This is a genomic window from Thomasclavelia ramosa DSM 1402 (genome assembly GCF_014131695.1).
Taxonomy (GTDB): Bacteria; Bacillota_I; Bacilli_A; order Erysipelotrichales; family Coprobacillaceae; genus Thomasclavelia; species Thomasclavelia ramosa.
In genome coordinates this window covers 2,905,823-2,929,658 of record NZ_CP036346.1, presented here as the reverse complement: position 1 = coordinate 2,929,658, position 23,836 = coordinate 2,905,823, and the positions used below count along the sequence as shown (strand labels likewise).

Genomic DNA, 23,836 nt, shown 5'->3' with positions numbered 1-23,836 from the left:
AAGCCGGAGAGATCATTGAAAACTAAACAGAATTAAGAAACACACGTCAATATCCAGAAGGATAAAAAAGAAAAAAGAGCTAAACAAACGAAGAGTTGTTTAAATAAACAATGGAGAGTTTGATCCTGGCTCAGGATGAACGCTGGCGGCGTGCCTAATACATGCAAGTCGAACGCGAGCACTTGTGCTCGAGTGGCGAACGGGTGAGTAATACATAAGTAACCTGCCCTAGACAGGGGGATAACTATTGGAAACGATAGCTAAGACCGCATAGGTACGGACACTGCATGGTGACCGTATTAAAAGTGCCTCAAAGCACTGGTAGAGGATGGACTTATGGCGCATTAGCTGGTTGGCGGGGTAACGGCCCACCAAGGCGACGATGCGTAGCCGACCTGAGAGGGTGACCGGCCACACTGGGACTGAGACACGGCCCAGACTCCTACGGGAGGCAGCAGTAGGGAATTTTCGGCAATGGGGGAAACCCTGACCGAGCAACGCCGCGTGAAGGAAGAAGGTTTTCGGATTGTAAACTTCTGTTATAAAGGAAGAACGGCGGCTACAGGAAATGGTAGCCGAGTGACGGTACTTTATTAGAAAGCCACGGCTAACTACGTGCCAGCAGCCGCGGTAATACGTAGGTGGCAAGCGTTATCCGGAATTATTGGGCGTAAAGAGGGAGCAGGCGGCAGCAAGGGTCTGTGGTGAAAGCCTGAAGCTTAACTTCAGTAAGCCATAGAAACCAGGCAGCTAGAGTGCAGGAGAGGATCGTGGAATTCCATGTGTAGCGGTGAAATGCGTAGATATATGGAGGAACACCAGTGGCGAAGGCGACGATCTGGCCTGCAACTGACGCTCAGTCCCGAAAGCGTGGGGAGCAAATAGGATTAGATACCCTAGTAGTCCACGCCGTAAACGATGAGTACTAAGTGTTGGATGTCAAAGTTCAGTGCTGCAGTTAACGCAATAAGTACTCCGCCTGAGTAGTACGTTCGCAAGAATGAAACTCAAAGGAATTGACGGGGGCCCGCACAAGCGGTGGAGCATGTGGTTTAATTCGAAGCAACGCGAAGAACCTTACCAGGTCTTGACATACTCATAAAGGCTCCAGAGATGGAGAGATAGCTATATGAGATACAGGTGGTGCATGGTTGTCGTCAGCTCGTGTCGTGAGATGTTGGGTTAAGTCCCGCAACGAGCGCAACCCTTATCGTTAGTTACCATCATTAAGTTGGGGACTCTAGCGAGACTGCCAGTGACAAGCTGGAGGAAGGCGGGGATGACGTCAAATCATCATGCCCCTTATGACCTGGGCTACACACGTGCTACAATGGATGGTGCAGAGGGAAGCGAAGCCGCGAGGTGAAGCAAAACCCATAAAACCATTCTCAGTTCGGATTGTAGTCTGCAACTCGACTACATGAAGTTGGAATCGCTAGTAATCGCGAATCAGCATGTCGCGGTGAATACGTTCTCGGGCCTTGTACACACCGCCCGTCACACCACGAGAGTTGATAACACCCGAAGCCGGTGGCCTAACCGCAAGGAAGGAGCTGTCTAAGGTGGGATTGATGATTGGGGTGAAGTCGTAACAAGGTATCCCTACGGGAACGTGGGGATGGATCACCTCCTTTCTAAGGAGAAACGCATGATCGAAGATGATGCACAAGAGAAGTGATGTTTCGAAGATACTGTTTAGTTTTGAGTGATACTCAGGTATGACTCAGAGATCATTGAAAACTGGATAATAGAAAATAAATTGCGATAGAAATAGAAAATGAGATCGAAATAGTAATTGTTATTATTGAGGTCTTTCTAGAAAAGTCGAAAACTAAGAATTTTCATCACTAAAAAACATAAATCGAAACGGATGGATGGATTTTAGTAAATAGTTGAAAATAGTAATCAAGCAAACACCAAAATAGGTAAAGTAAGAAAGAGCGTATGGCGGATGCCTAGGCACAGAGAGGCGAAGAAGGACGCAGCAAACAGCGAAATGCGACGGTTAGCAGTAAGCATGCAACGATCCGTCGATGTCCGAATGGGGGAACCCACCTGGAGTAGAGACCAGGTATCCTGAAGTGAATAAATAGCTTCAGAGAGGCGAGACTCAGGGAACTGAAACATCTAAGTACCTGAAGGAAGAGAAAATAAACGAATGATTCCCTAAGTAGCGGCGAGCGAAAGGGGAAGAGCCCAAACCGATCTTAGGATCGGGGTTGTAGGACTGTCGGCAAAGAGCAAGAAATCATTATAGGCGAACGGAATGGGAAGTCCGGCGAAACAGGGTGACAGCCCCGTAGCCGAAATAGTGAAGAAGCACGAGACAGCACCTGAGTACGGCGGGACACGAGGAATCCTGTCGGAATCCACCAGGACCATCTGGTAAGGCTAAATACTCCTCTGTGACCGATAGTGAACCAGTACCGTGAGGGAAAGGTGAAAAGAACCCCGGGAGGGGAGTGAAATAGAACCTGAAACCATATGCTTACAAGAAGTTAGAGCCCGTTAAAGGGTGATAGCGTGCCTTTTGTAGAATGAACCGGCGAGTTACGATATGGAGCGAGGTTAAGCAGGATATGCGGAGCCGAAGCGAAAGCGAGTCTTAACAGGGCGAAAGTTGCATGTCGTAGACCCGAAACCGAGTGATCTAGCCATGACCAGGTTGAAGTTGGGGTAAAACCCGATGGAGGACCGAACCGACCCCCGTTGAAACGTTGGCGGATGAGTTGTGGCTAGGGGTGAAATTCCAATCGAACTCGGAGATAGCTGGTTCTCCCCGAAATAGCTTTAGGGCTAGCGTCGAGGTAAAGTCGTGTGAAGGTAGAGCACTGAATATGTGATGGCCCCATCTCGGGGTACTGAACATAATCAAACTCCGAATGTCACAAAGATATACTCGGCAGTCAGACAGTGGGTGATAAGGTCCATTGTCAAAAGGGAAACAGCCCAGACCATCAGCTAAGGTCCCAAAATATATACTAAGTGGAAAAGGATGTGGAGATGTCCAGACAACTAGGAGGTTGGCTCAGAAGCAGCCATCCTTTAAAGAGTGCGTAACAGCTCACTAGTCGAATGACTCTGCGCCGATAATTTACCGGGGCTAAGTATATTACCGAAGCTATGGATTTACGCGTAAGCGTGAGTGGTAGGGGAGCGTTCTATGTGCGGAGAAGCGGTACCGTAAGGAGCCGTGGAGCGCATAGAAGAGAGAATGCCGGTGTGAGTAGCGAAACGTGGGTGAGAATCCCACGCACCGAAAACCCAAGGTTTCCAGAGGAAGGTTCGTCCGCTCTGGGTAAGTCGGGACCTAAGGCGAGGCCGAGAGGCGTAGTCGATGGACAACAGGTAGAGATTCCTGTACTTACGGTATGAATGATGGAGTGACGGAGAAGGCTAGCGGATCCTGCTGATGGAAATGCAGGTGCAAGCGAGGTAGCCGACAGCCAGGCAAATCCGGCTGTCGAAAGGCAAAGGCGTGAGGCGTATGGAAAGCTGCGGCAAGTACAGAAGTCCGTGAAGCCAGCTTCCAAGAAAAGCTTCTAGTGATAATCATACAGTAACCCGTACCGAAAATGGACACACATGGGTGAGGAGAGAATCCTAAGGTGAGCGAGAGAACTATAGCTAAGGAACTCTGCAAAATGACTCCGTAACTTAGGGATAAGGAGTGCTCATAGAGATATGAGCCGCAGTGAAACGGCCCAAGCGACTGTTTACCAAAAACACAGCTCTATGCTAAGTCGAAAGACGACGTATATGGGGTGACGCCTGCCCGGTGCTGGAAGGTTAAGAGGATGTGTCAGCGCAAGCGAAGCATTGAATTGAAGCCCCAGTAAACGGCGGCCGTAACTATAACGGTCCTAAGGTAGCGAAATTCCTTGTCAGGTAAGTTCTGACCCGCACGAAAGGCGTAACGATTTGGGCGCTGTCTCAGCTGTAGACTCGGTGAAGTCTTAGTACCTGTGAAGATGCAGGTTACCCGCGACTAGACGGAAAGACCCCATGGAGCTTTACTGTAGCTTGATATTGGACTTTGATGCAAGATGTACAGGATAGGTAGGAGACTGAGAGACATGCACGCCAGTGTGTGAGGAGTCAATGTTGGGATACTACTCTTCTTGTATTGGAGTTCTAACCGGATGCCATGGAACTGGCAACGGGACAGTGTCAGGTGGGCAGTTTGACTGGGGCGGTCGCCTCCCAAAGAGTAACGGAGGCGCCCAAAGATACCCTCAGCTTGGATGGAAATCAAGCGCAGAGTGCAAAGGCATAAGGGTGTTTGACTGCGAGACCTACAAGTCGAGCAGGGACGAAAGTCGGGCTTAGTGATCCGGCGGTGCTGAATGGAAAGGCCGTCGCTCAACGGATAAAAGCTACCCTGGGGATAACAGGCTGATCTCCCCCAAGAGTTCACATCGACGGGGAGGTTTGGCACCTCGATGTCGGCTCATCGCATCCTGGAGCTGAAGTCGGTTCCAAGGGTTGGGCTGTTCGCCCATTAAAGCGGTACGCGAGCTGGGTTCAGAACGTCGTGAGACAGTTCGGTCCCTATCTGTCGTGGGCGTAGGAAGTTTGAGAAGATCTGTCCTCAGTACGAGAGGACCGGGATGGACATATCAATGGTGCACCAGTTGTCACGCCAGTGGCACAGCTGGGTAGCTAAATATGGAAGGGATAAACGCTGAAGGCATCTAAGTGTGAAACCCACTTCAAGATGAGACTTCCCATTACGCAAGTAAGTAAGACCCCTTAAAGACGATAAGGTTGATAGGTCAGGAGTGTAAGCATGGCGACATGTTCAGCGGACTGATACTAATAGGTCGAGGACTTAACCTAGAGAAAAAGGGTTAAGGCTTGAAACTGAAAGAAGACAAAGTGGAAGACAAAAGACGCAAGAAAACTATTATCTAGTTTTGAGTGATTCTCGAAAGGAATTGCTTAGAAAAGAAGATCTGGTAGCGATAGCATGATGGACACACCTGTTCCCATACCGAACACAGAAGTTAAGCATCATAACGGCGAAGATAGTACCAAGGTGCGACAATAGCAAGCTGCCGGTTCTTTTTTTATTTACGGATACCTCTGCGTATCCTTTTTTTATTTTATATCCGGCTTTAATATAAGCAGTTCTGGATGAATTATGTCGTCTATCATCGACTTACTGCTATAGTTTTAATTAGCCCGGGTTATCAGCTGTTATTAAGATAATAACAGCTGTTGTGATTTTTCCTGCAGGATCAGGATAGATTATCTAAGGCAGGTAAAAATATTTATGATCGTGCAGGCGATAAAGTAAACTCTAACAGAGCTGGTACAGGCATTTTATTTAAAATAAGAGCGTTTGGCGAAGAATCAGATAAAATATCAGCAGACATGATGTTTTTGCGTTGTATTGAAAAATAGACCTGTTTTTAATTCTTTAAAAAAAAGAAGGGACGGTTAATAAAATAGCTGTATTTAATAAAAAAATAAAATCAGAAAAGAGTCGAAAAAATGGGAGAAAAAAGGGAAGTCACAAAATAATGTGAAAATAACTCTTTACAAGACAAAAGGGATATGGTAAATTAAATAGGCACTCGAGGAAAGGGACGTAAGGACCGGAGAGAAAAAGCAAAAAAAGTTAAAAAAAGATTGACTAAAAAGCGAAAAGAGTGTAAGATATTCAAGTCGGCAAAAGAAGCTGGAGAGATCATTGAAAACTAAACAGAATTAAGAAACACACGTCAATATCCAGAAGGATAAAAAAGAAAAAAGAGCTAAACAAACGAAGAGTTGTTTAAATAAACAATGGAGAGTTTGATCCTGGCTCAGGATGAACGCTGGCGGCGTGCCTAATACATGCAAGTCGAACGCGAGCACTTGTGCTCGAGTGGCGAACGGGTGAGTAATACATAAGTAACCTGCCCTAGACAGGGGGATAACTATTGGAAACGATAGCTAAGACCGCATAGGTACGGACACTGCATGGTGACCGTATTAAAAGTGCCTCAAAGCACTGGTAGAGGATGGACTTATGGCGCATTAGCTGGTTGGCGGGGTAACGGCCCACCAAGGCGACGATGCGTAGCCGACCTGAGAGGGTGACCGGCCACACTGGGACTGAGACACGGCCCAGACTCCTACGGGAGGCAGCAGTAGGGAATTTTCGGCAATGGGGGAAACCCTGACCGAGCAACGCCGCGTGAAGGAAGAAGGTTTTCGGATTGTAAACTTCTGTTATAAAGGAAGAACGGCGGCTACAGGAAATGGTAGCCGAGTGACGGTACTTTATTAGAAAGCCACGGCTAACTACGTGCCAGCAGCCGCGGTAATACGTAGGTGGCAAGCGTTATCCGGAATTATTGGGCGTAAAGAGGGAGCAGGCGGCAGCAAGGGTCTGTGGTGAAAGCCTGAAGCTTAACTTCAGTAAGCCATAGAAACCAGGCAGCTAGAGTGCAGGAGAGGATCGTGGAATTCCATGTGTAGCGGTGAAATGCGTAGATATATGGAGGAACACCAGTGGCGAAGGCGACGATCTGGCCTGCAACTGACGCTCAGTCCCGAAAGCGTGGGGAGCAAATAGGATTAGATACCCTAGTAGTCCACGCCGTAAACGATGAGTACTAAGTGTTGGATGTCAAAGTTCAGTGCTGCAGTTAACGCAATAAGTACTCCGCCTGAGTAGTACGTTCGCAAGAATGAAACTCAAAGGAATTGACGGGGGCCCGCACAAGCGGTGGAGCATGTGGTTTAATTCGAAGCAACGCGAAGAACCTTACCAGGTCTTGACATACTCATAAAGGCTCCAGAGATGGAGAGATAGCTATATGAGATACAGGTGGTGCATGGTTGTCGTCAGCTCGTGTCGTGAGATGTTGGGTTAAGTCCCGCAACGAGCGCAACCCTTATCGTTAGTTACCATCATTAAGTTGGGGACTCTAGCGAGACTGCCAGTGACAAGCTGGAGGAAGGCGGGGATGACGTCAAATCATCATGCCCCTTATGACCTGGGCTACACACGTGCTACAATGGATGGTGCAGAGGGAAGCGAAGCCGCGAGGTGAAGCAAAACCCATAAAACCATTCTCAGTTCGGATTGTAGTCTGCAACTCGACTACATGAAGTTGGAATCGCTAGTAATCGCGAATCAGCATGTCGCGGTGAATACGTTCTCGGGCCTTGTACACACCGCCCGTCACACCACGAGAGTTGATAACACCCGAAGCCGGTGGCCTAACCGCAAGGAAGGAGCTGTCTAAGGTGGGATTGATGATTGGGGTGAAGTCGTAACAAGGTATCCCTACGGGAACGTGGGGATGGATCACCTCCTTTCTAAGGAGAAACGCATGATCGAAGATGATGCACAAGAGAAGTGATGTTTCGAAGATACTGTTTAGTTTTGAGTGATACTCAGGTATGACTCAGAGATCATTGAAAACTGGATAATAGAAAATAAATTGCGATAGAAATAGAAAATGAGATCGAAATAGTAATTGTTATTATTGAGGTCTTTCTAGAAAAGTCGAAAACTAAGAATTTTCATCACTAAAAACATAAATCGAAACGGATGGATGGATTTTAGTAAATAGTTGAAAATAGTAATCAAGCAAACACCAAAATAGGTAAAGTAAGAAAGAGCGTATGGCGGATGCCTAGGCACAGAGAGGCGAAGAAGGACGCAGCAAACAGCGAAATGCGACGGTTAGCAGTAAGCATGCAACGATCCGTCGATGTCCGAATGGGGGAACCCACCTGGAGTAGAGACCAGGTATCCTGAAGTGAATAAATAGCTTCAGAGAGGCGAGACTCAGGGAACTGAAACATCTAAGTACCTGAAGGAAGAGAAAATAAACGAATGATTCCCTAAGTAGCGGCGAGCGAAAGGGGAAGAGCCCAAACCGATCTTAGGATCGGGGTTGTAGGACTGTCGGCAAAGAGCAAGAAATCATTATAGGCGAACGGAATGGGAAGTCCGGCGAAACAGGGTGACAGCCCCGTAGCCGAAATAGTGAAGAAGCACGAGACAGCACCTGAGTACGGCGGGACACGAGGAATCCTGTCGGAATCCACCAGGACCATCTGGTAAGGCTAAATACTCCTCTGTGACCGATAGTGAACCAGTACCGTGAGGGAAAGGTGAAAAGAACCCCGGGAGGGGAGTGAAATAGAACCTGAAACCATATGCTTACAAGAAGTTAGAGCCCGTTAAAGGGTGATAGCGTGCCTTTTGTAGAATGAACCGGCGAGTTACGATATGGAGCGAGGTTAAGCAGGATATGCGGAGCCGAAGCGAAAGCGAGTCTTAACAGGGCGAAAGTTGCATGTCGTAGACCCGAAACCGAGTGATCTAGCCATGACCAGGTTGAAGTTGGGGTAAAACCCGATGGAGGACCGAACCGACCCCCGTTGAAACGTTGGCGGATGAGTTGTGGCTAGGGGTGAAATTCCAATCGAACTCGGAGATAGCTGGTTCTCCCCGAAATAGCTTTAGGGCTAGCGTCGAGGTAAAGTCGTGTGAAGGTAGAGCACTGAATATGTGATGGCCCCATCTCGGGGTACTGAACATAATCAAACTCCGAATGTCACAAAGATATACTCGGCAGTCAGACAGTGGGTGATAAGGTCCATTGTCAAAAGGGAAACAGCCCAGACCATCAGCTAAGGTCCCAAAATATATACTAAGTGGAAAAGGATGTGGAGATGTCCAGACAACTAGGAGGTTGGCTCAGAAGCAGCCATCCTTTAAAGAGTGCGTAACAGCTCACTAGTCGAATGACTCTGCGCCGATAATTTACCGGGGCTAAGTATATTACCGAAGCTATGGATTTACGCGTAAGCGTGAGTGGTAGGGGAGCGTTCTATGTGCGGAGAAGCGGTACCGTAAGGAGCCGTGGAGCGCATAGAAGAGAGAATGCCGGTGTGAGTAGCGAAACGTGGGTGAGAATCCCACGCACCGAAAACCCAAGGTTTCCAGAGGAAGGTTCGTCCGCTCTGGGTAAGTCGGGACCTAAGGCGAGGCCGAGAGGCGTAGTCGATGGACAACAGGTAGAGATTCCTGTACTTACGGTATGAATGATGGAGTGACGGAGAAGGCTAGCGGATCCTGCTGATGGAAATGCAGGTGCAAGCGAGGTAGCCGACAGCCAGGCAAATCCGGCTGTCGAAAGGCAAAGGCGTGAGGCGTATGGAAAGCTGCGGCAAGTACAGAAGTCCGTGAAGCCAGCTTCCAAGAAAAGCTTCTAGTGATAATCATACAGTAACCCGTACCGAAAATGGACACACATGGGTGAGGAGAGAATCCTAAGGTGAGCGAGAGAACTATAGCTAAGGAACTCTGCAAAATGACTCCGTAACTTAGGGATAAGGAGTGCTCATAGAGATATGAGCCGCAGTGAAACGGCCCAAGCGACTGTTTACCAAAAACACAGCTCTATGCTAAGTCGAAAGACGACGTATATGGGGTGACGCCTGCCCGGTGCTGGAAGGTTAAGAGGATGTGTCAGCGCAAGCGAAGCATTGAATTGAAGCCCCAGTAAACGGCGGCCGTAACTATAACGGTCCTAAGGTAGCGAAATTCCTTGTCAGGTAAGTTCTGACCCGCACGAAAGGCGTAACGATTTGGGCGCTGTCTCAGCTGTAGACTCGGTGAAGTCTTAGTACCTGTGAAGATGCAGGTTACCCGCGACTAGACGGAAAGACCCCATGGAGCTTTACTGTAGCTTGATATTGGACTTTGATGCAAGATGTACAGGATAGGTAGGAGACTGAGAGACATGCACGCCAGTGTGTGAGGAGTCAATGTTGGGATACTACTCTTCTTGTATTGGAGTTCTAACCGGATGCCATGGAACTGGCAACGGGACAGTGTCAGGTGGGCAGTTTGACTGGGGCGGTCGCCTCCCAAAGAGTAACGGAGGCGCCCAAAGATACCCTCAGCTTGGATGGAAATCAAGCGCAGAGTGCAAAGGCATAAGGGTGTTTGACTGCGAGACCTACAAGTCGAGCAGGGACGAAAGTCGGGCTTAGTGATCCGGCGGTGCTGAATGGAAAGGCCGTCGCTCAACGGATAAAAGCTACCCTGGGGATAACAGGCTGATCTCCCCCAAGAGTTCACATCGACGGGGAGGTTTGGCACCTCGATGTCGGCTCATCGCATCCTGGAGCTGAAGTCGGTTCCAAGGGTTGGGCTGTTCGCCCATTAAAGCGGTACGCGAGCTGGGTTCAGAACGTCGTGAGACAGTTCGGTCCCTATCTGTCGTGGGCGTAGGAAGTTTGAGAAGATCTGTCCTCAGTACGAGAGGACCGGGATGGACATATCAATGGTGCACCAGTTGTCACGCCAGTGGCACAGCTGGGTAGCTAAATATGGAAGGGATAAACGCTGAAGGCATCTAAGTGTGAAACCCACTTCAAGATGAGACTTCCCATTACGCAAGTAAGTAAGACCCCTTAAAGACGATAAGGTTGATAGGTCAGGAGTGTAAGCATGGCGACATGTTCAGCGGACTGATACTAATAGGTCGAGGACTTAACCTAGAGAAAAAGGGTTAAGGCTTGAAACTGAAAGAAGACAAAGTGGAAGACAAAAGACGCAAGAAAACTATTATCTAGTTTTGAGTGATTCTCGAAAGGAATTGCTTAGAAAAGAAGATCTGGTAGCGATAGCATGATGGACACACCTGTTCCCATACCGAACACAGAAGTTAAGCATCATAACGGCGAAGATAGTACCAAGGTGCGACAATAGCAAGCTGCCGGTTCTTTTTTTATTTACGGATACCTCTGCGTATCCTTTTTTTATTTTATATCCGGCTTTAATATAAGCAGTTCTGGATGAATTATGTCGTCTATCATCGACTTACTGCTATAGTTTTAATTAGCCCGGGTTATCAGCTGTTATTAAGATAATAACAGCTGTTGTGATTTTTCCTGCAGGATCAGGATAGATTATCTAAGGCAGGTAACTATATAAAATTCAAGTGTTTTTATGAAAAAGTTTGAAAATGTTAAAATAAATGATTTTATATGTTAAGTAGTATAGATCCTTGAAATGTGAATAATGATTTGTAATTTTTGGGCATGACGAAAAGAACCAAAATTGGCCTTTTTTTAATTTTAATGCATTTATTTTATCTTAAAAGTGCATCATCAAATTGTTGATTGGTACTTGAAAGATGATAAATAATTCTAAGCAATTTTCTAACACAATGTCCACAAGCACAACGATGACCTTTACCTTGAGAAATCTTTAAATCATAATATTGTTTAAATACCGGATTATTATTAATCACAGGCAATATGATCTGATATAAAGTCTTTCTCAAATATGGTGAACCTTTCTTGGTAATAGCAGTATGTTGTGCGTTGTATTGACTTGATTCGTAATGATAAGGAGCAACACCAGCTGCTTTTATTATCTTAGATGGCTTAGAATAGTTGCTTATCTCTCCTAATTCGGCTAAAATAGAAGTACCAAAGAAATGAGAAATCCCTGGGATGGATAGGATAGGAGAGTTATTTTGGATGGAAAACTCTTCTATTTTTTTATCTGTTTCAGCTAACTGTTCATTGATAAGTTCAATCTGACTTATCAGATGTTTGATTTTGATTACTTCTGCTGCTGATGAAATTCCAATAGAAGATTTAGCAGAGTCTTTAAGCTGCTGTGCAGTTAGAGATATGCGGTTCCCTCGGCCTTTTATTTCAAAACATTTGCGAATAGTTCTAATATCAGTACTAGCGATATTTTCAGCACTGCCAAATGTTTTAAGTACATTCATGTAGATAATGCCGTATTTAGATGAAAATAAGCTGTTGAATTCAGGGAAAACAATATCAATGCATTTTTGTAGGCGGTTTGTATAAACATTGAGTTCTTCTTTTAAATTGTGATGATGTCTAGTTAATTGCTTTTGTTCATAAAGATCGAAGCTGTTGACTTTTGTAATACGATACTGCTTTTTTCGTACAGGAGTATCCAAAACATCACAGATAGTAAGAGTGTCAAGTTTATCATTCTTAGTGATGCCGTTCTGTATTTTACGAGTGTAATCAGTAGTTTTAGGGTTGATAAGAGCAACAGTAAAATTTTTTTCTAAAAGATACTTTAATAAAGCAAAATGATAATGCCCGGTGTCTTCCATACCAATCAATATAGAGTCCTTAGAATAAGAACTAAGTTTTTGGATTAGAGAATCAAATCCATCTTTAGTATTGGAAAAAGAAGAAGGTTGAAGTAAAACTTCACCACTATCTTTGTCCATAATACAAAAGAAGTGTTTTTTTTCAATATCGATACCAACTAATTTCATAATAAAAGATCCTTTCTTGATAAAAATATGTGAAAAGGTATCCACAACACTTAGACCACAAAACCTGGTGCAAAATACGAATTCAAGACTCATATAACTAATCATTATTTAGGAATAAGGTTGTGGTAAGGGCCTGCCTAAAGTAGTCATGCTACAAGGTGAAAAAATACAAATCCACATTTACATATTAAATATTTTACAAATTAACTTAACCGTAATCAACCACGGTTTAAATGGTTGATAGAAAGGAGAAGGTATATTTGTAGATGACTATTAAATGAGTCAATTACAATATACCAGGTAAAAATATTTATGATCGTGCAGGCGATAAAGTAAACTCTAACAGAGCTGGTACAGGCATTTTATTTAAAATAAGAGCGTTTGGCGAAGAATCAGATAAAATATCAGCAGACATGATGTTTTTGCGTTGTATTGAAAAATAGACCTGTTTTTAATTCTTTAAAAAAAAGAAGGGACGGTTAATAAAATAGCTGTATTTAATAAAAAATAAAATCAGAAAAGAGTCGAAAAAATGGGAGAAAAAAGGGAAGTCACAAAATAATGTGAAAATAACTCTTTACAAGACAAAAGGGATATGGTAAATTAAATAGGCACTCGAGGAAAGGGACGTAAGGACCGGAGAGAAAAAGCAAAAAAAGTTAAAAAAAAGATTGACTAAAAAGCGAAAAGAGTGTAAGATATTCAAGTCGGCAAAAGAAGCCGGAGAGATCATTGAAAACTAAACAGAATTAAGAAACACACGTCAATATCCAGAAGGATAAAAAAGAAAAAAGAGCTAAACAAACGAAGAGTTGTTTAAATAAACAATGGAGAGTTTGATCCTGGCTCAGGATGAACGCTGGCGGCGTGCCTAATACATGCAAGTCGAACGCGAGCACTTGTGCTCGAGTGGCGAACGGGTGAGTAATACATAAGTAACCTGCCCTAGACAGGGGGATAACTATTGGAAACGATAGCTAAGACCGCATAGGTACGGACACTGCATGGTGACCGTATTAAAAGTGCCTCAAAGCACTGGTAGAGGATGGACTTATGGCGCATTAGCTGGTTGGCGGGGTAACGGCCCACCAAGGCGACGATGCGTAGCCGACCTGAGAGGGTGACCGGCCACACTGGGACTGAGACACGGCCCAGACTCCTACGGGAGGCAGCAGTAGGGAATTTTCGGCAATGGGGGAAACCCTGACCGAGCAACGCCGCGTGAAGGAAGAAGGTTTTCGGATTGTAAACTTCTGTTATAAAGGAAGAACGGCGGCTACAGGAAATGGTAGCCGAGTGACGGTACTTTATTAGAAAGCCACGGCTAACTACGTGCCAGCAGCCGCGGTAATACGTAGGTGGCAAGCGTTATCCGGAATTATTGGGCGTAAAGAGGGAGCAGGCGGCAGCAAGGGTCTGTGGTGAAAGCCTGAAGCTTAACTTCAGTAAGCCATAGAAACCAGGCAGCTAGAGTGCAGGAGAGGATCGTGGAATTCCATGTGTAGCGGTGAAATGCGTAGATATATGGAGGAACACCAGTGGCGAAGGCGACGATCTGGCCTGCAACTGACGCTCAGTCCCGAAAGCGTGGGGAGCAAATAGGATTAGATACCCTAGTAGTCCACGCCGTAAACGATGAGTACTAAGTGTTGGATGTCAAAGTTCAGTGCTGCAGTTAACGCAATAAGTACTCCGCCTGAGTAGTACGTTCGCAAGAATGAAACTCAAAGGAATTGACGGGGGCCCGCACAAGCGGTGGAGCATGTGGTTTAATTCGAAGCAACGCGAAGAACCTTACCAGGTCTTGACATACTCATAAAGGCTCCAGAGATGGAGAGATAGCTATATGAGATACAGGTGGTGCATGGTTGTCGTCAGCTCGTGTCGTGAGATGTTGGGTTAAGTCCCGCAACGAGCGCAACCCTTATCGTTAGTTACCATCATTAAGTTGGGGACTCTAGCGAGACTGCCAGTGACAAGCTGGAGGAAGGCGGGGATGACGTCAAATCATCATGCCCCTTATGACCTGGGCTACACACGTGCTACAATGGATGGTGCAGAGGGAAGCGAAGCCGCGAGGTGAAGCAAAACCCATAAAACCATTCTCAGTTCGGATTGTAGTCTGCAACTCGACTACATGAAGTTGGAATCGCTAGTAATCGCGAATCAGCATGTCGCGGTGAATACGTTCTCGGGCCTTGTACACACCGCCCGTCACACCACGAGAGTTGATAACACCCGAAGCCGGTGGCCTAACCGCAAGGAAGGAGCTGTCTAAGGTGGGATTGATGATTGGGGTGAAGTCGTAACAAGGTATCCCTACGGGAACGTGGGGATGGATCACCTCCTTTCTAAGGAGAAACGCATGATCGAAGATGATGCACAAGAGAAGTGATGTTTCGAAGATACTGTTTAGTTTTGAGTGATACTCAGGTATGACTCAGAGATCATTGAAAACTGGATAATAGAAAATAAATTGCGATAGAAATAGAAAATGAGATCGAAATAGTAATTGTTATTATTGAGGTCTTTCTAGAAAAGTCGAAAACTAAGAATTTTCATCACTAAAAAACATAAATCGAAACGGATGGATGGATTTTAGTAAATAGTTGAAAATAGTAATCAAGCAAACACCAAAATAGGTAAAGTAAGAAAGAGCGTATGGCGGATGCCTAGGCACAGAGAGGCGAAGAAGGACGCAGCAAACAGCGAAATGCGACGGTTAGCAGTAAGCATGCAACGATCCGTCGATGTCCGAATGGGGGAACCCACCTGGAGTAGAGACCAGGTATCCTGAAGTGAATAAATAGCTTCAGAGAGGCGAGACTCAGGGAACTGAAACATCTAAGTACCTGAAGGAAGAGAAAATAAACGAATGATTCCCTAAGTAGCGGCGAGCGAAAGGGGAAGAGCCCAAACCGATCTTAGGATCGGGGTTGTAGGACTGTCGGCAAAGAGCAAGAAATCATTATAGGCGAACGGAATGGGAAGTCCGGCGAAACAGGGTGACAGCCCCGTAGCCGAAATAGTGAAGAAGCACGAGACAGCACCTGAGTACGGCGGGACACGAGGAATCCTGTCGGAATCCACCAGGACCATCTGGTAAGGCTAAATACTCCTCTGTGACCGATAGTGAACCAGTACCGTGAGGGAAAGGTGAAAAGAACCCCGGGAGGGGAGTGAAATAGAACCTGAAACCATATGCTTACAAGAAGTTAGAGCCCGTTAAAGGGTGATAGCGTGCCTTTTGTAGAATGAACCGGCGAGTTACGATATGGAGCGAGGTTAAGCAGGATATGCGGAGCCGAAGCGAAAGCGAGTCTTAACAGGGCGAAAGTTGCATGTCGTAGACCCGAAACCGAGTGATCTAGCCATGACCAGGTTGAAGTTGGGGTAAAACCCGATGGAGGACCGAACCGACCCCCGTTGAAACGTTGGCGGATGAGTTGTGGCTAGGGGTGAAATTCCAATCGAACTCGGAGATAGCTGGTTCTCCCCGAAATAGCTTTAGGGCTAGCGTCGAGGTAAAGTCGTGTGAAGGTAGAGCACTGAATATGTGATGGCCCCATCTCGGGGTACTGAACATAATCAAACTCCGAATGTCACAAAGATATACTCGGCAGTCAGACAGTGGGTGATAAGGTCCATTGTCAAAAGGGAAACAGCCCAGACCATCAGCTAAGGTCCCAAAATATATACTAAGTGGAAAAGGATGTGGAGATGTCCAGACAACTAGGAGGTTGGCTCAGAAGCAGCCATCCTTTAAAGAGTGCGTAACAGCTCACTAGTCGAATGACTCTGCGCCGATAATTTACCGGGGCTAAGTATATTACCGAAGCTATGGATTTACGCGTAAGCGTGAGTGGTAGGGGAGCGTTCTATGTGCGGAGAAGCGGTACCGTAAGGAGCCGTGGAGCGCATAGAAGAGAGAATGCCGGTGTGAGTAGCGAAACGTGGGTGAGAATCCCACGCACCGAAAACCCAAGGTTTCCAGAGGAAGGTTCGTCCGCTCTGGGTAAGTCGGGACCTAAGGCGAGGCCGAGAGGCGTAGTCGATGGACAACAGGTAGAGATTCCTGTACTTACGGTATGAATGATGGAGTGACGGAGAAGGCTAGCGGATCCTGCTGATGGAAATGCAGGTGCAAGCGAGGTAGCCGACAGCCAGGCAAATCCGGCTGTCGAAAGGCAAAGGCGTGAGGCGTATGGAAAGCTGCGGCAAGTACAGAAGTCCGTGAAGCCAGCTTCCAAGAAAAGCTTCTAGTGATAATCATACAGTAACCCGTACCGAAAATGGACACACATGGGTGAGGAGAGAATCCTAAGGTGAGCGAGAGAACTATAGCTAAGGAACTCTGCAAAATGACTCCGTAACTTAGGGATAAGGAGTGCTCATAGAGATATGAGCCGCAGTGAAACGGCCCAAGCGACTGTTTACCAAAAACACAGCTCTATGCTAAGTCGAAAGACGACGTATATGGGGTGACGCCTGCCCGGTGCTGGAAGGTTAAGAGGATGTGTCAGCGCAAGCGAAGCATTGAATTGAAGCCCCAGTAAACGGCGGCCGTAACTATAACGGTCCTAAGGTAGCGAAATTCCTTGTCAGGTAAGTTCTGACCCGCACGAAAGGCGTAACGATTTGGGCGCTGTCTCAGCTGTAGACTCGGTGAAGTCTTAGTACCTGTGAAGATGCAGGTTACCCGCGACTAGACGGAAAGACCCCATGGAGCTTTACTGTAGCTTGATATTGGACTTTGATGCAAGATGTACAGGATAGGTAGGAGACTGAGAGACATGCACGCCAGTGTGTGAGGAGTCAATGTTGGGATACTACTCTTCTTGTATTGGAGTTCTAACCGGATGCCATGGAACTGGCAACGGGACAGTGTCAGGTGGGCAGTTTGACTGGGGCGGTCGCCTCCCAAAGAGTAACGGAGGCGCCCAAAGATACCCTCAGCTTGGATGGAAATCAAGCGCAGAGTGCAAAGGCATAAGGGTGTTTGACTGCGAGACCTACAAGTCGAGCAGGGACGAAAGTCGGGCTTAGTGATCCGGCGGTGCTGAATGGAAAGGCCGTCGCTCAACGGATAAAAGCTACCCTGGGGATAACAGGCTGATCTCCCCCAAGAGTTCACATCGACGGGGAGGTTTGGCACCTCGATGTCGGCTCATCGCATCCTGGAGCTGAAGTCGGTTCCAAGGGTTGGGCTGTTCGCCCATTAAAGCGGTACGCGAGCTGGGTTCAGAACGTCGTGAGACAGTTCGGTCCCTATCTGTCGTGGGCGTAGGAAGTTTGAGAAGATCTGTCCTCAGTACGAGAGGACCGGGATGGACATATCAATGGTGCACCAGTTGTCACGCCAGTGGCACAGCTGGGTAGCTAAATATGGAAGGGATAAACGCTGAAGGCATCTAAGTGTGAAACCCACTTCAAGATGAGACTTCCCATTACGCAAGTAAGTAAGACCCCTTAAAGACGATAAGGTTGATAGGTCAGGAGTGTAAGCATGGCGACATGTTCAGCGGACTGATACTAATAGGTCGAGGACTTAACCTAGAGAAAAAGGGTTAAGGCTTGAAACTGAAAGAAGACAAAGTGGAAGACAAAAGACGCAAGAAAACTATTATCTAGTTTTGAGTGATTCTCGAAAGGAATTGCTTAGAAAAGAAGATCTGGTAGCGATAGCATGATGGACACACCTGTTCCCATACCGAACACAGAAGTTAAGCATCATAACGGCGAAGATAGTACCAAGGTGCGACAATAGCAAGCTGCCGGTTCTTTTTTTATTTACGGATACCTCTGCGTATCCTTTTTTTATTTTATATCCGGCTTTAATATAAGCAGTTCTGGATGAATTATGTCGTCTATCATCGACTTACTGCTATAGTTTTAATTAGCCCGGGTTATCAGCTGTTATTAAGATAATAACAGCTGTTGTGATTTTTCCTGCAGGATCAGGATAGATTATCTAAGGCAGGTAAAAATATTTATGATCGTGCAGGCGATAAAGTAAACTCTAACAGAGCTGGTACAGGCATTTTATTTAAAATAAGAGCGTTTGGCGAAGAATCAGATAAAATATCAGCAGACATGATGTTTTTGCGTTGTATTGAAAAATAGACCTGTTTTTAATTCTTTAAAAAAAAGAAGGGACGGTTAATAAAATAGCTGTATTTAATAAAAAAATAAAATCAGAAAAGAGTCGAAAAAATGGGAGAAAAAAGGGAAGTCACAAAATAATGTGAAAATAACTCTTTACAAGACAAAAGGGATATGGTAAATTAAATAGGCACTCGAGGAAAGGGACGTAAGGACCGGAGAGAAAAAGCAAAAAAAGTTAAAAAAAGATTGACTAAAAAGCGAAAAGAGTGTAAGATATTCAAGTCGGCAAAAGAAGCTGGAGAGATCATTGAAAACTAAACAGAATTAAGAAACACACGTCAATATCCAGAAGGATAAAAAAGAAAAAAGAGCTAAACAAACGAAGAGTTGTTTAAATAAACAATGGAGAGTTTGATCCTGGCTCAGGATGAACGCTGGCGGCGTGCCTAATACATGCAAGTCGAACGCGAGCACTTGTGCTCGAGTGGCGAACGGGTGAGTAATACATAAGTAACCTGCCCTAGACAGGGGGATAACTATTGGAAACGATAGCTAAGACCGCATAGGTACGGACACTGCATGGTGACCGTATTAAAAGTGCCTCAAAGCACTGGTAGAGGATGGACTTATGGCGCATTAGCTGGTTGGCGGGGTAACGGCCCACCAAGGCGACGATGCGTAGCCGACCTGAGAGGGTGACCGGCCACACTGGGACTGAGACACGGCCCAGACTCCTACGGGAGGCAGCAGTAGGGAATTTTCGGCAATGGGGGAAACCCTGACCGAGCAACGCCGCGTGAAGGAAGAAGGTTTTCGGATTGTAAACTTCTGTTATAAAGGAAGAACGGCGGCTACAGGAAATGGTAGCCGAGTGACGGTACTTTATTAGAAAGCCACGGCTAACTACGTGCCAGCAGCCGCGGTAATACGTAGGTGGCAAGCGTTATCCGGAATTATTGGGCGTAAAGAGGGAGCAGGCGGCAGCAAGGGTCTGTGGTGAAAGCCTGAAGCTTAACTTCAGTAAGCCATAGAAACCAGGCAGCTAGAGTGCAGGAGAGGATCGTGGAATTCCATGTGTAGCGGTGAAATGCGTAGATATATGGAGGAACACCAGTGGCGAAGGCGACGATCTGGCCTGCAACTGACGCTCAGTCCCGAAAGCGTGGGGAGCAAATAGGATTAGATACCCTAGTAGTCCACGCCGTAAACGATGAGTACTAAGTGTTGGATGTCAAAGTTCAGTGCTGCAGTTAACGCAATAAGTACTCCGCCTGAGTAGTACGTTCGCAAGAATGAAACTCAAAGGAATTGACGGGGGCCCGCACAAGCGGTGGAGCATGTGGTTTAATTCGAAGCAACGCGAAGAACCTTACCAGGTCTTGACATACTCATAAAGGCTCCAGAGATGGAGAGATAGCTATATGAGATACAGGTGGTGCATGGTTGTCGTCAGCTCGTGTCGTGAGATGTTGGGTTAAGTCCCGCAACGAGCGCAACCCTTATCGTTAGTTACCATCATTAAGTTGGGGACTCTAGCGAGACTGCCAGTGACAAGCTGGAGGAAGGCGGGGATGACGTCAAATCATCATGCCCCTTATGACCTGGGCTACACACGTGCTACAATGGATGGTGCAGAGGGAAGCGAAGCCGCGAGGTGAAGCAAAACCCATAAAACCATTCTCAGTTCGGATTGTAGTCTGCAACTCGACTACATGAAGTTGGAATCGCTAGTAATCGCGAATCAGCATGTCGCGGTGAATACGTTCTCGGGCCTTGTACACACCGCCCGTCACACCACGAGAGTTGATAACACCCGAAGCCGGTGGCCTAACCGCAAGGAAGGAGCTGTCTAAGGTGGGATTGATGATTGGGGTGAAGTCGTAACAAGGTATCCCTACGGGAACGTGGGGATGGATCACCTCCTTTCTAAGGAGAAACGCATGATCGAAGATGATGCACAAGAGAAGTGATGTTTCGAAGATACTGTTTAGTTTTGAGTGATACTCAGGTATGACTCAGAGATCATTGAAAACTGGATAATAGAAAATAAATTGCGATAGAAATAGAAAATGAGATCGAAATAGTAATTGTTATTATTGAGGTCTTTCTAGAAAAGTCGAAAACTAAGAATTTTCATCACTAAAAAACATAAATCGAAACGGATGGATGGATTTTAGTAAATAGTTGAAAATAGTAATCAAGCAAACACCAAAATAGGTAAAGTAAGAAAGAGCGTATGGCGGATGCCTAGGCACAGAGAGGCGAAGAAGGACGCAGCAAACAGCGAAATGCGACGGTTAGCAGTAAGCATGCAACGATCCGTCGATGTCCGAATGGGGGAACCCACCTGGAGTAGAGACCAGGTATCCTGAAGTGAATAAATAGCTTCAGAGAGGCGAGACTCAGGGAACTGAAACATCTAAGTACCTGAAGGAAGAGAAAATAAACGAATGATTCCCTAAGTAGCGGCGAGCGAAAGGGGAAGAGCCCAAACCGATCTTAGGATCGGGGTTGTAGGACTGTCGGCAAAGAGCAAGAAATCATTATAGGCGAACGGAATGGGAAGTCCGGCGAAACAGGGTGACAGCCCCGTAGCCGAAATAGTGAAGAAGCACGAGACAGCACCTGAGTACGGCGGGACACGAGGAATCCTGTCGGAATCCACCAGGACCATCTGGTAAGGCTAAATACTCCTCTGTGACCGATAGTGAACCAGTACCGTGAGGGAAAGGTGAAAAGAACCCCGGGAGGGGAGTGAAATAGAACCTGAAACCATATGCTTACAAGAAGTTAGAGCCCGTTAAAGGGTGATAGCGTGCCTTTTGTAGAATGAACCGGCGAGTTACGATATGGAGCGAGGTTAAGCAGGATATGCGGAGCCGAAGCGAAAGCGAGTCTTAACAGGGCGAAAGTTGCATGTCGTAGACCCGAAACCGAGTGATCTAGCCATGACCAGGTTGAAGTTGGGGTAAAACCCGATGGAGGACCGAACCGACCCCCGTTGAAACGTTGGCGGATGAGTTGTGGCTAGGGGTGAAATTCCAATCGAACTCGGAGATAGCTGGTTCTCCCCGAAATAGCTTTAGGGCTAGCGTCGAGGTAAAGTCGTGTGAAGGTAGAGCACTGAATATGTGATGGCCCCATCTCGGGGTACTGAACATAATCAAACTCCGAATGTCACAAAGATATACTCGGCAGTCAGACAGTGGGTGATAAGGTCCATTGTCAAAAGGGAAACAGCCCAGACCATCAGCTAAGGTCCCAAAATATATACTAAGTGGAAAAGGATGTGGAGATGTCCAGACAACTAGGAGGTTGGCTCAGAAGCAGCCATCCTTTAAAGAGTGCGTAACAGCTCACTAGTCGAATGACTCTGCGCCGATAATTTACCGGGGCTAAGTATATTACCGAAGCTATGGATTTACGCGTAAGCGTGAGTGGTAGGGGAGCGTTCTATGTGCGGAGAAGCGGTACCGTAAGGAGCCGTGGAGCGCATAGAAGAGAGAATGCCGGTGTGAGTAGCGAAACGTGGGTGAGAATCCCACGCACCGAAAACCCAAGGTTTCCAGAGGAAGGTTCGTCCGCTCTGGGTAAGTCGGGACCTAAGGCGAGGCCGAGAGGCGTAGTCGATGGACAACAGGTAGAGATTCCTGTACTTACGGTATGAATGATGGAGTGACGGAGAAGGCTAGCGGATCCTGCTGATGGAAATGCAGGTGCAAGCGAGGTAGCCGACAGCCAGGCAAATCCGGCTGTCGAAAGGCAAAGGCGTGAGGCGTATGGAAAGCTGCGGCAAGTACAGAAGTCCGTGAAGCCAGCTTCCAAGAAAAGCTTCTAGTGATAATCATACAGTAACCCGTACCGAAAATGGACACACATGGGTGAGGAGAGAATCCTAAGGTGAGCGAGAGAACTATAGCTAAGGAACTCTGCAAAATGACTCCGTAACTTAGGGATAAGGAGTGCTCATAGAGATATGAGCCGCAGTGAAACGGCCCAAGCGACTGTTTACCAAAAACACAGCTCTATGCTAAGTCGAAAGACGACGTATATGGGGTGACGCCTGCCCGGTGCTGGAAGGTTAAGAGGATGTGTCAGCGCAAGCGAAGCATTGAATTGAAGCCCCAGTAAACGGCGGCCGTAACTATAACGGTCCTAAGGTAGCGAAATTCCTTGTCAGGTAAGTTCTGACCCGCACGAAAGGCGTAACGATTTGGGCGCTGTCTCAGCTGTAGACTCGGTGAAGTCTTAGTACCTGTGAAGATGCAGGTTACCCGCGACTAGACGGAAAGACCCCATGGAGCTTTACTGTAGCTTGATATTGGACTTTGATGCAAGATGTACAGGATAGGTAGGAGACTGAGAGACATGCACGCCAGTGTGTGAGGAGTCAATGTTGGGATACTACTCTTCTTGTATTGGAGTTCTAACCGGATGCCATGGAACTGGCAACGGGACAGTGTCAGGTGGGCAGTTTGACTGGGGCGGTCGCCTCCCAAAGAGTAACGGAGGCGCCCAAAGATACCCTCAGCTTGGATGGAAATCAAGCGCAGAGTGCAAAGGCATAAGGGTGTTTGACTGCGAGACCTACAAGTCGAGCAGGGACGAAAGTCGGGCTTAGTGATCCGGCGGTGCTGAATGGAAAGGCCGTCGCTCAACGGATAAAAGCTACCCTGGGGATAACAGGCTGATCTCCCCCAAGAGTTCACATCGACGGGGAGGTTTGGCACCTCGATGTCGGCTCATCGCATCCTGGAGCTGAAGTCGGTTCCAAGGGTTGGGCTGTTCGCCCATTAAAGCGGTACGCGAGCTGGGTTCAGAACGTCGTGAGACAGTTCGGTCCCTATCTGTCGTGGGCGTAGGAAGTTTGAGAAGATCTGTCCTCAGTACGAGAGGACCGGGATGGACATATCAATGGTGCACCAGTTGTCACGCCAGTGGCACAGCTGGGTAGCTAAATATGGAAGGGATAAACGCTGAAGGCATCTAAGTGTGAAACCCACTTCAAGATGAGACTTCCCATTACGCAAGTAAGTAAGACCCCTTAAAGACGATAAGGTTGATAGGTCAGGAGTGTAAGCATGGCGACATGTTCAGCGGACTGATACTAATAGGTCGAGGACTTAACCTAGAGAAAAAGGGTTAAGGCTTGAAACTGAAAGAAGACAAAGTGGAAGACAAAAGACGCAAGAAAACTATTATCTAGTTTTGAGTGATTCTCGAAAGGAATTGCTTAGAAAAGAAGATCTGGTAGCGATAGCATGATGGACACACCTGTTCCCATACCGAACACAGAAGTTAAGCATCATAACGGCGAAGATAGTACCAAGGTGCGACAATAGCAAGCTGCCGGTTCTTTTTTTATTTACGGATACCTCTGCGTATCCTTTTTTCTTTGCAATTATTATAGATTGCGCTATTATATTTATTAAAGATGG

1 protein-coding gene and 12 rRNA genes are annotated in these 23,836 nt (G+C 46.7%); 12 read left to right on the top strand and 1 reads right to left on the bottom strand.

Features of this window, described 5'->3' with window-relative positions; genetic code table 11:
- The first annotated feature begins 107 nt into the window (after positions 1 to 107).
- The 6 genes from EYR00_RS14005 to rrf (EYR00_RS13980) all read left to right on the top strand — a co-directional run bounded on the left by EYR00_RS14005 (position 108) and on the right by rrf (EYR00_RS13980) (position 10,742).
- A 16S ribosomal RNA gene (locus EYR00_RS14005) occupies positions 108 to 1,634 on the top strand.
- A gap of 290 nt (positions 1,635 to 1,924) precedes the next feature.
- Positions 1,925 to 4,839, top strand: a 23S ribosomal RNA gene (locus tag EYR00_RS14000).
- Positions 4,840 to 4,954: 115 nt separating this feature from the next.
- Positions 4,955 to 5,063: ribosomal RNA gene (gene rrf, locus EYR00_RS13995) — 5S ribosomal RNA — on the top strand.
- 724 nt (positions 5,064 to 5,787) lie between these two features.
- A 16S ribosomal RNA gene (locus EYR00_RS13990) occupies positions 5,788 to 7,314 on the top strand.
- A gap of 289 nt (positions 7,315 to 7,603) precedes the next feature.
- A 23S ribosomal RNA gene (locus EYR00_RS13985) occupies positions 7,604 to 10,518 on the top strand.
- Between the two features lie 115 nt (positions 10,519 to 10,633).
- Positions 10,634 to 10,742, top strand: a 5S ribosomal RNA gene (rrf, locus tag EYR00_RS13980).
- Together the 16S, 23S and 5S rRNA genes form the textbook arrangement of a ribosomal RNA operon.
- A gap of 369 nt (positions 10,743 to 11,111) precedes the next feature.
- Here the strand turns inward: rrf (EYR00_RS13980) and EYR00_RS13975 are convergent.
- Positions 11,112 to 12,293, bottom strand: coding sequence for an IS110 family RNA-guided transposase (locus EYR00_RS13975; RefSeq protein WP_040433989.1), 1,182 nt, complete (start codon positions 12,291 to 12,293; stop codon positions 11,112 to 11,114).
- Between the two features lie 824 nt (positions 12,294 to 13,117).
- On the opposite strand from EYR00_RS13975, the gene EYR00_RS13970 reads away from it, so the two are divergent.
- From EYR00_RS13970 to rrf (EYR00_RS13945), 6 genes are all read left to right on the top strand, one after another.
- Positions 13,118 to 14,644, top strand: a 16S ribosomal RNA gene (locus tag EYR00_RS13970).
- A gap of 290 nt (positions 14,645 to 14,934) precedes the next feature.
- Positions 14,935 to 17,849 (top strand): 23S ribosomal RNA (locus EYR00_RS13965).
- 115 nt (positions 17,850 to 17,964) lie between these two features.
- Positions 17,965 to 18,073 (top strand): 5S ribosomal RNA (gene rrf, locus EYR00_RS13960).
- A 724-nt stretch (positions 18,074 to 18,797) separates the two neighbouring features.
- Positions 18,798 to 20,324 (top strand): 16S ribosomal RNA (locus tag EYR00_RS13955).
- 290 nt (positions 20,325 to 20,614) lie between these two features.
- Positions 20,615 to 23,529 (top strand): 23S ribosomal RNA (locus tag EYR00_RS13950).
- A gap of 115 nt (positions 23,530 to 23,644) precedes the next feature.
- Positions 23,645 to 23,753 (top strand): 5S ribosomal RNA (gene rrf, locus EYR00_RS13945).
- Positions 23,754 to 23,836 lie beyond the last annotated feature (83 nt).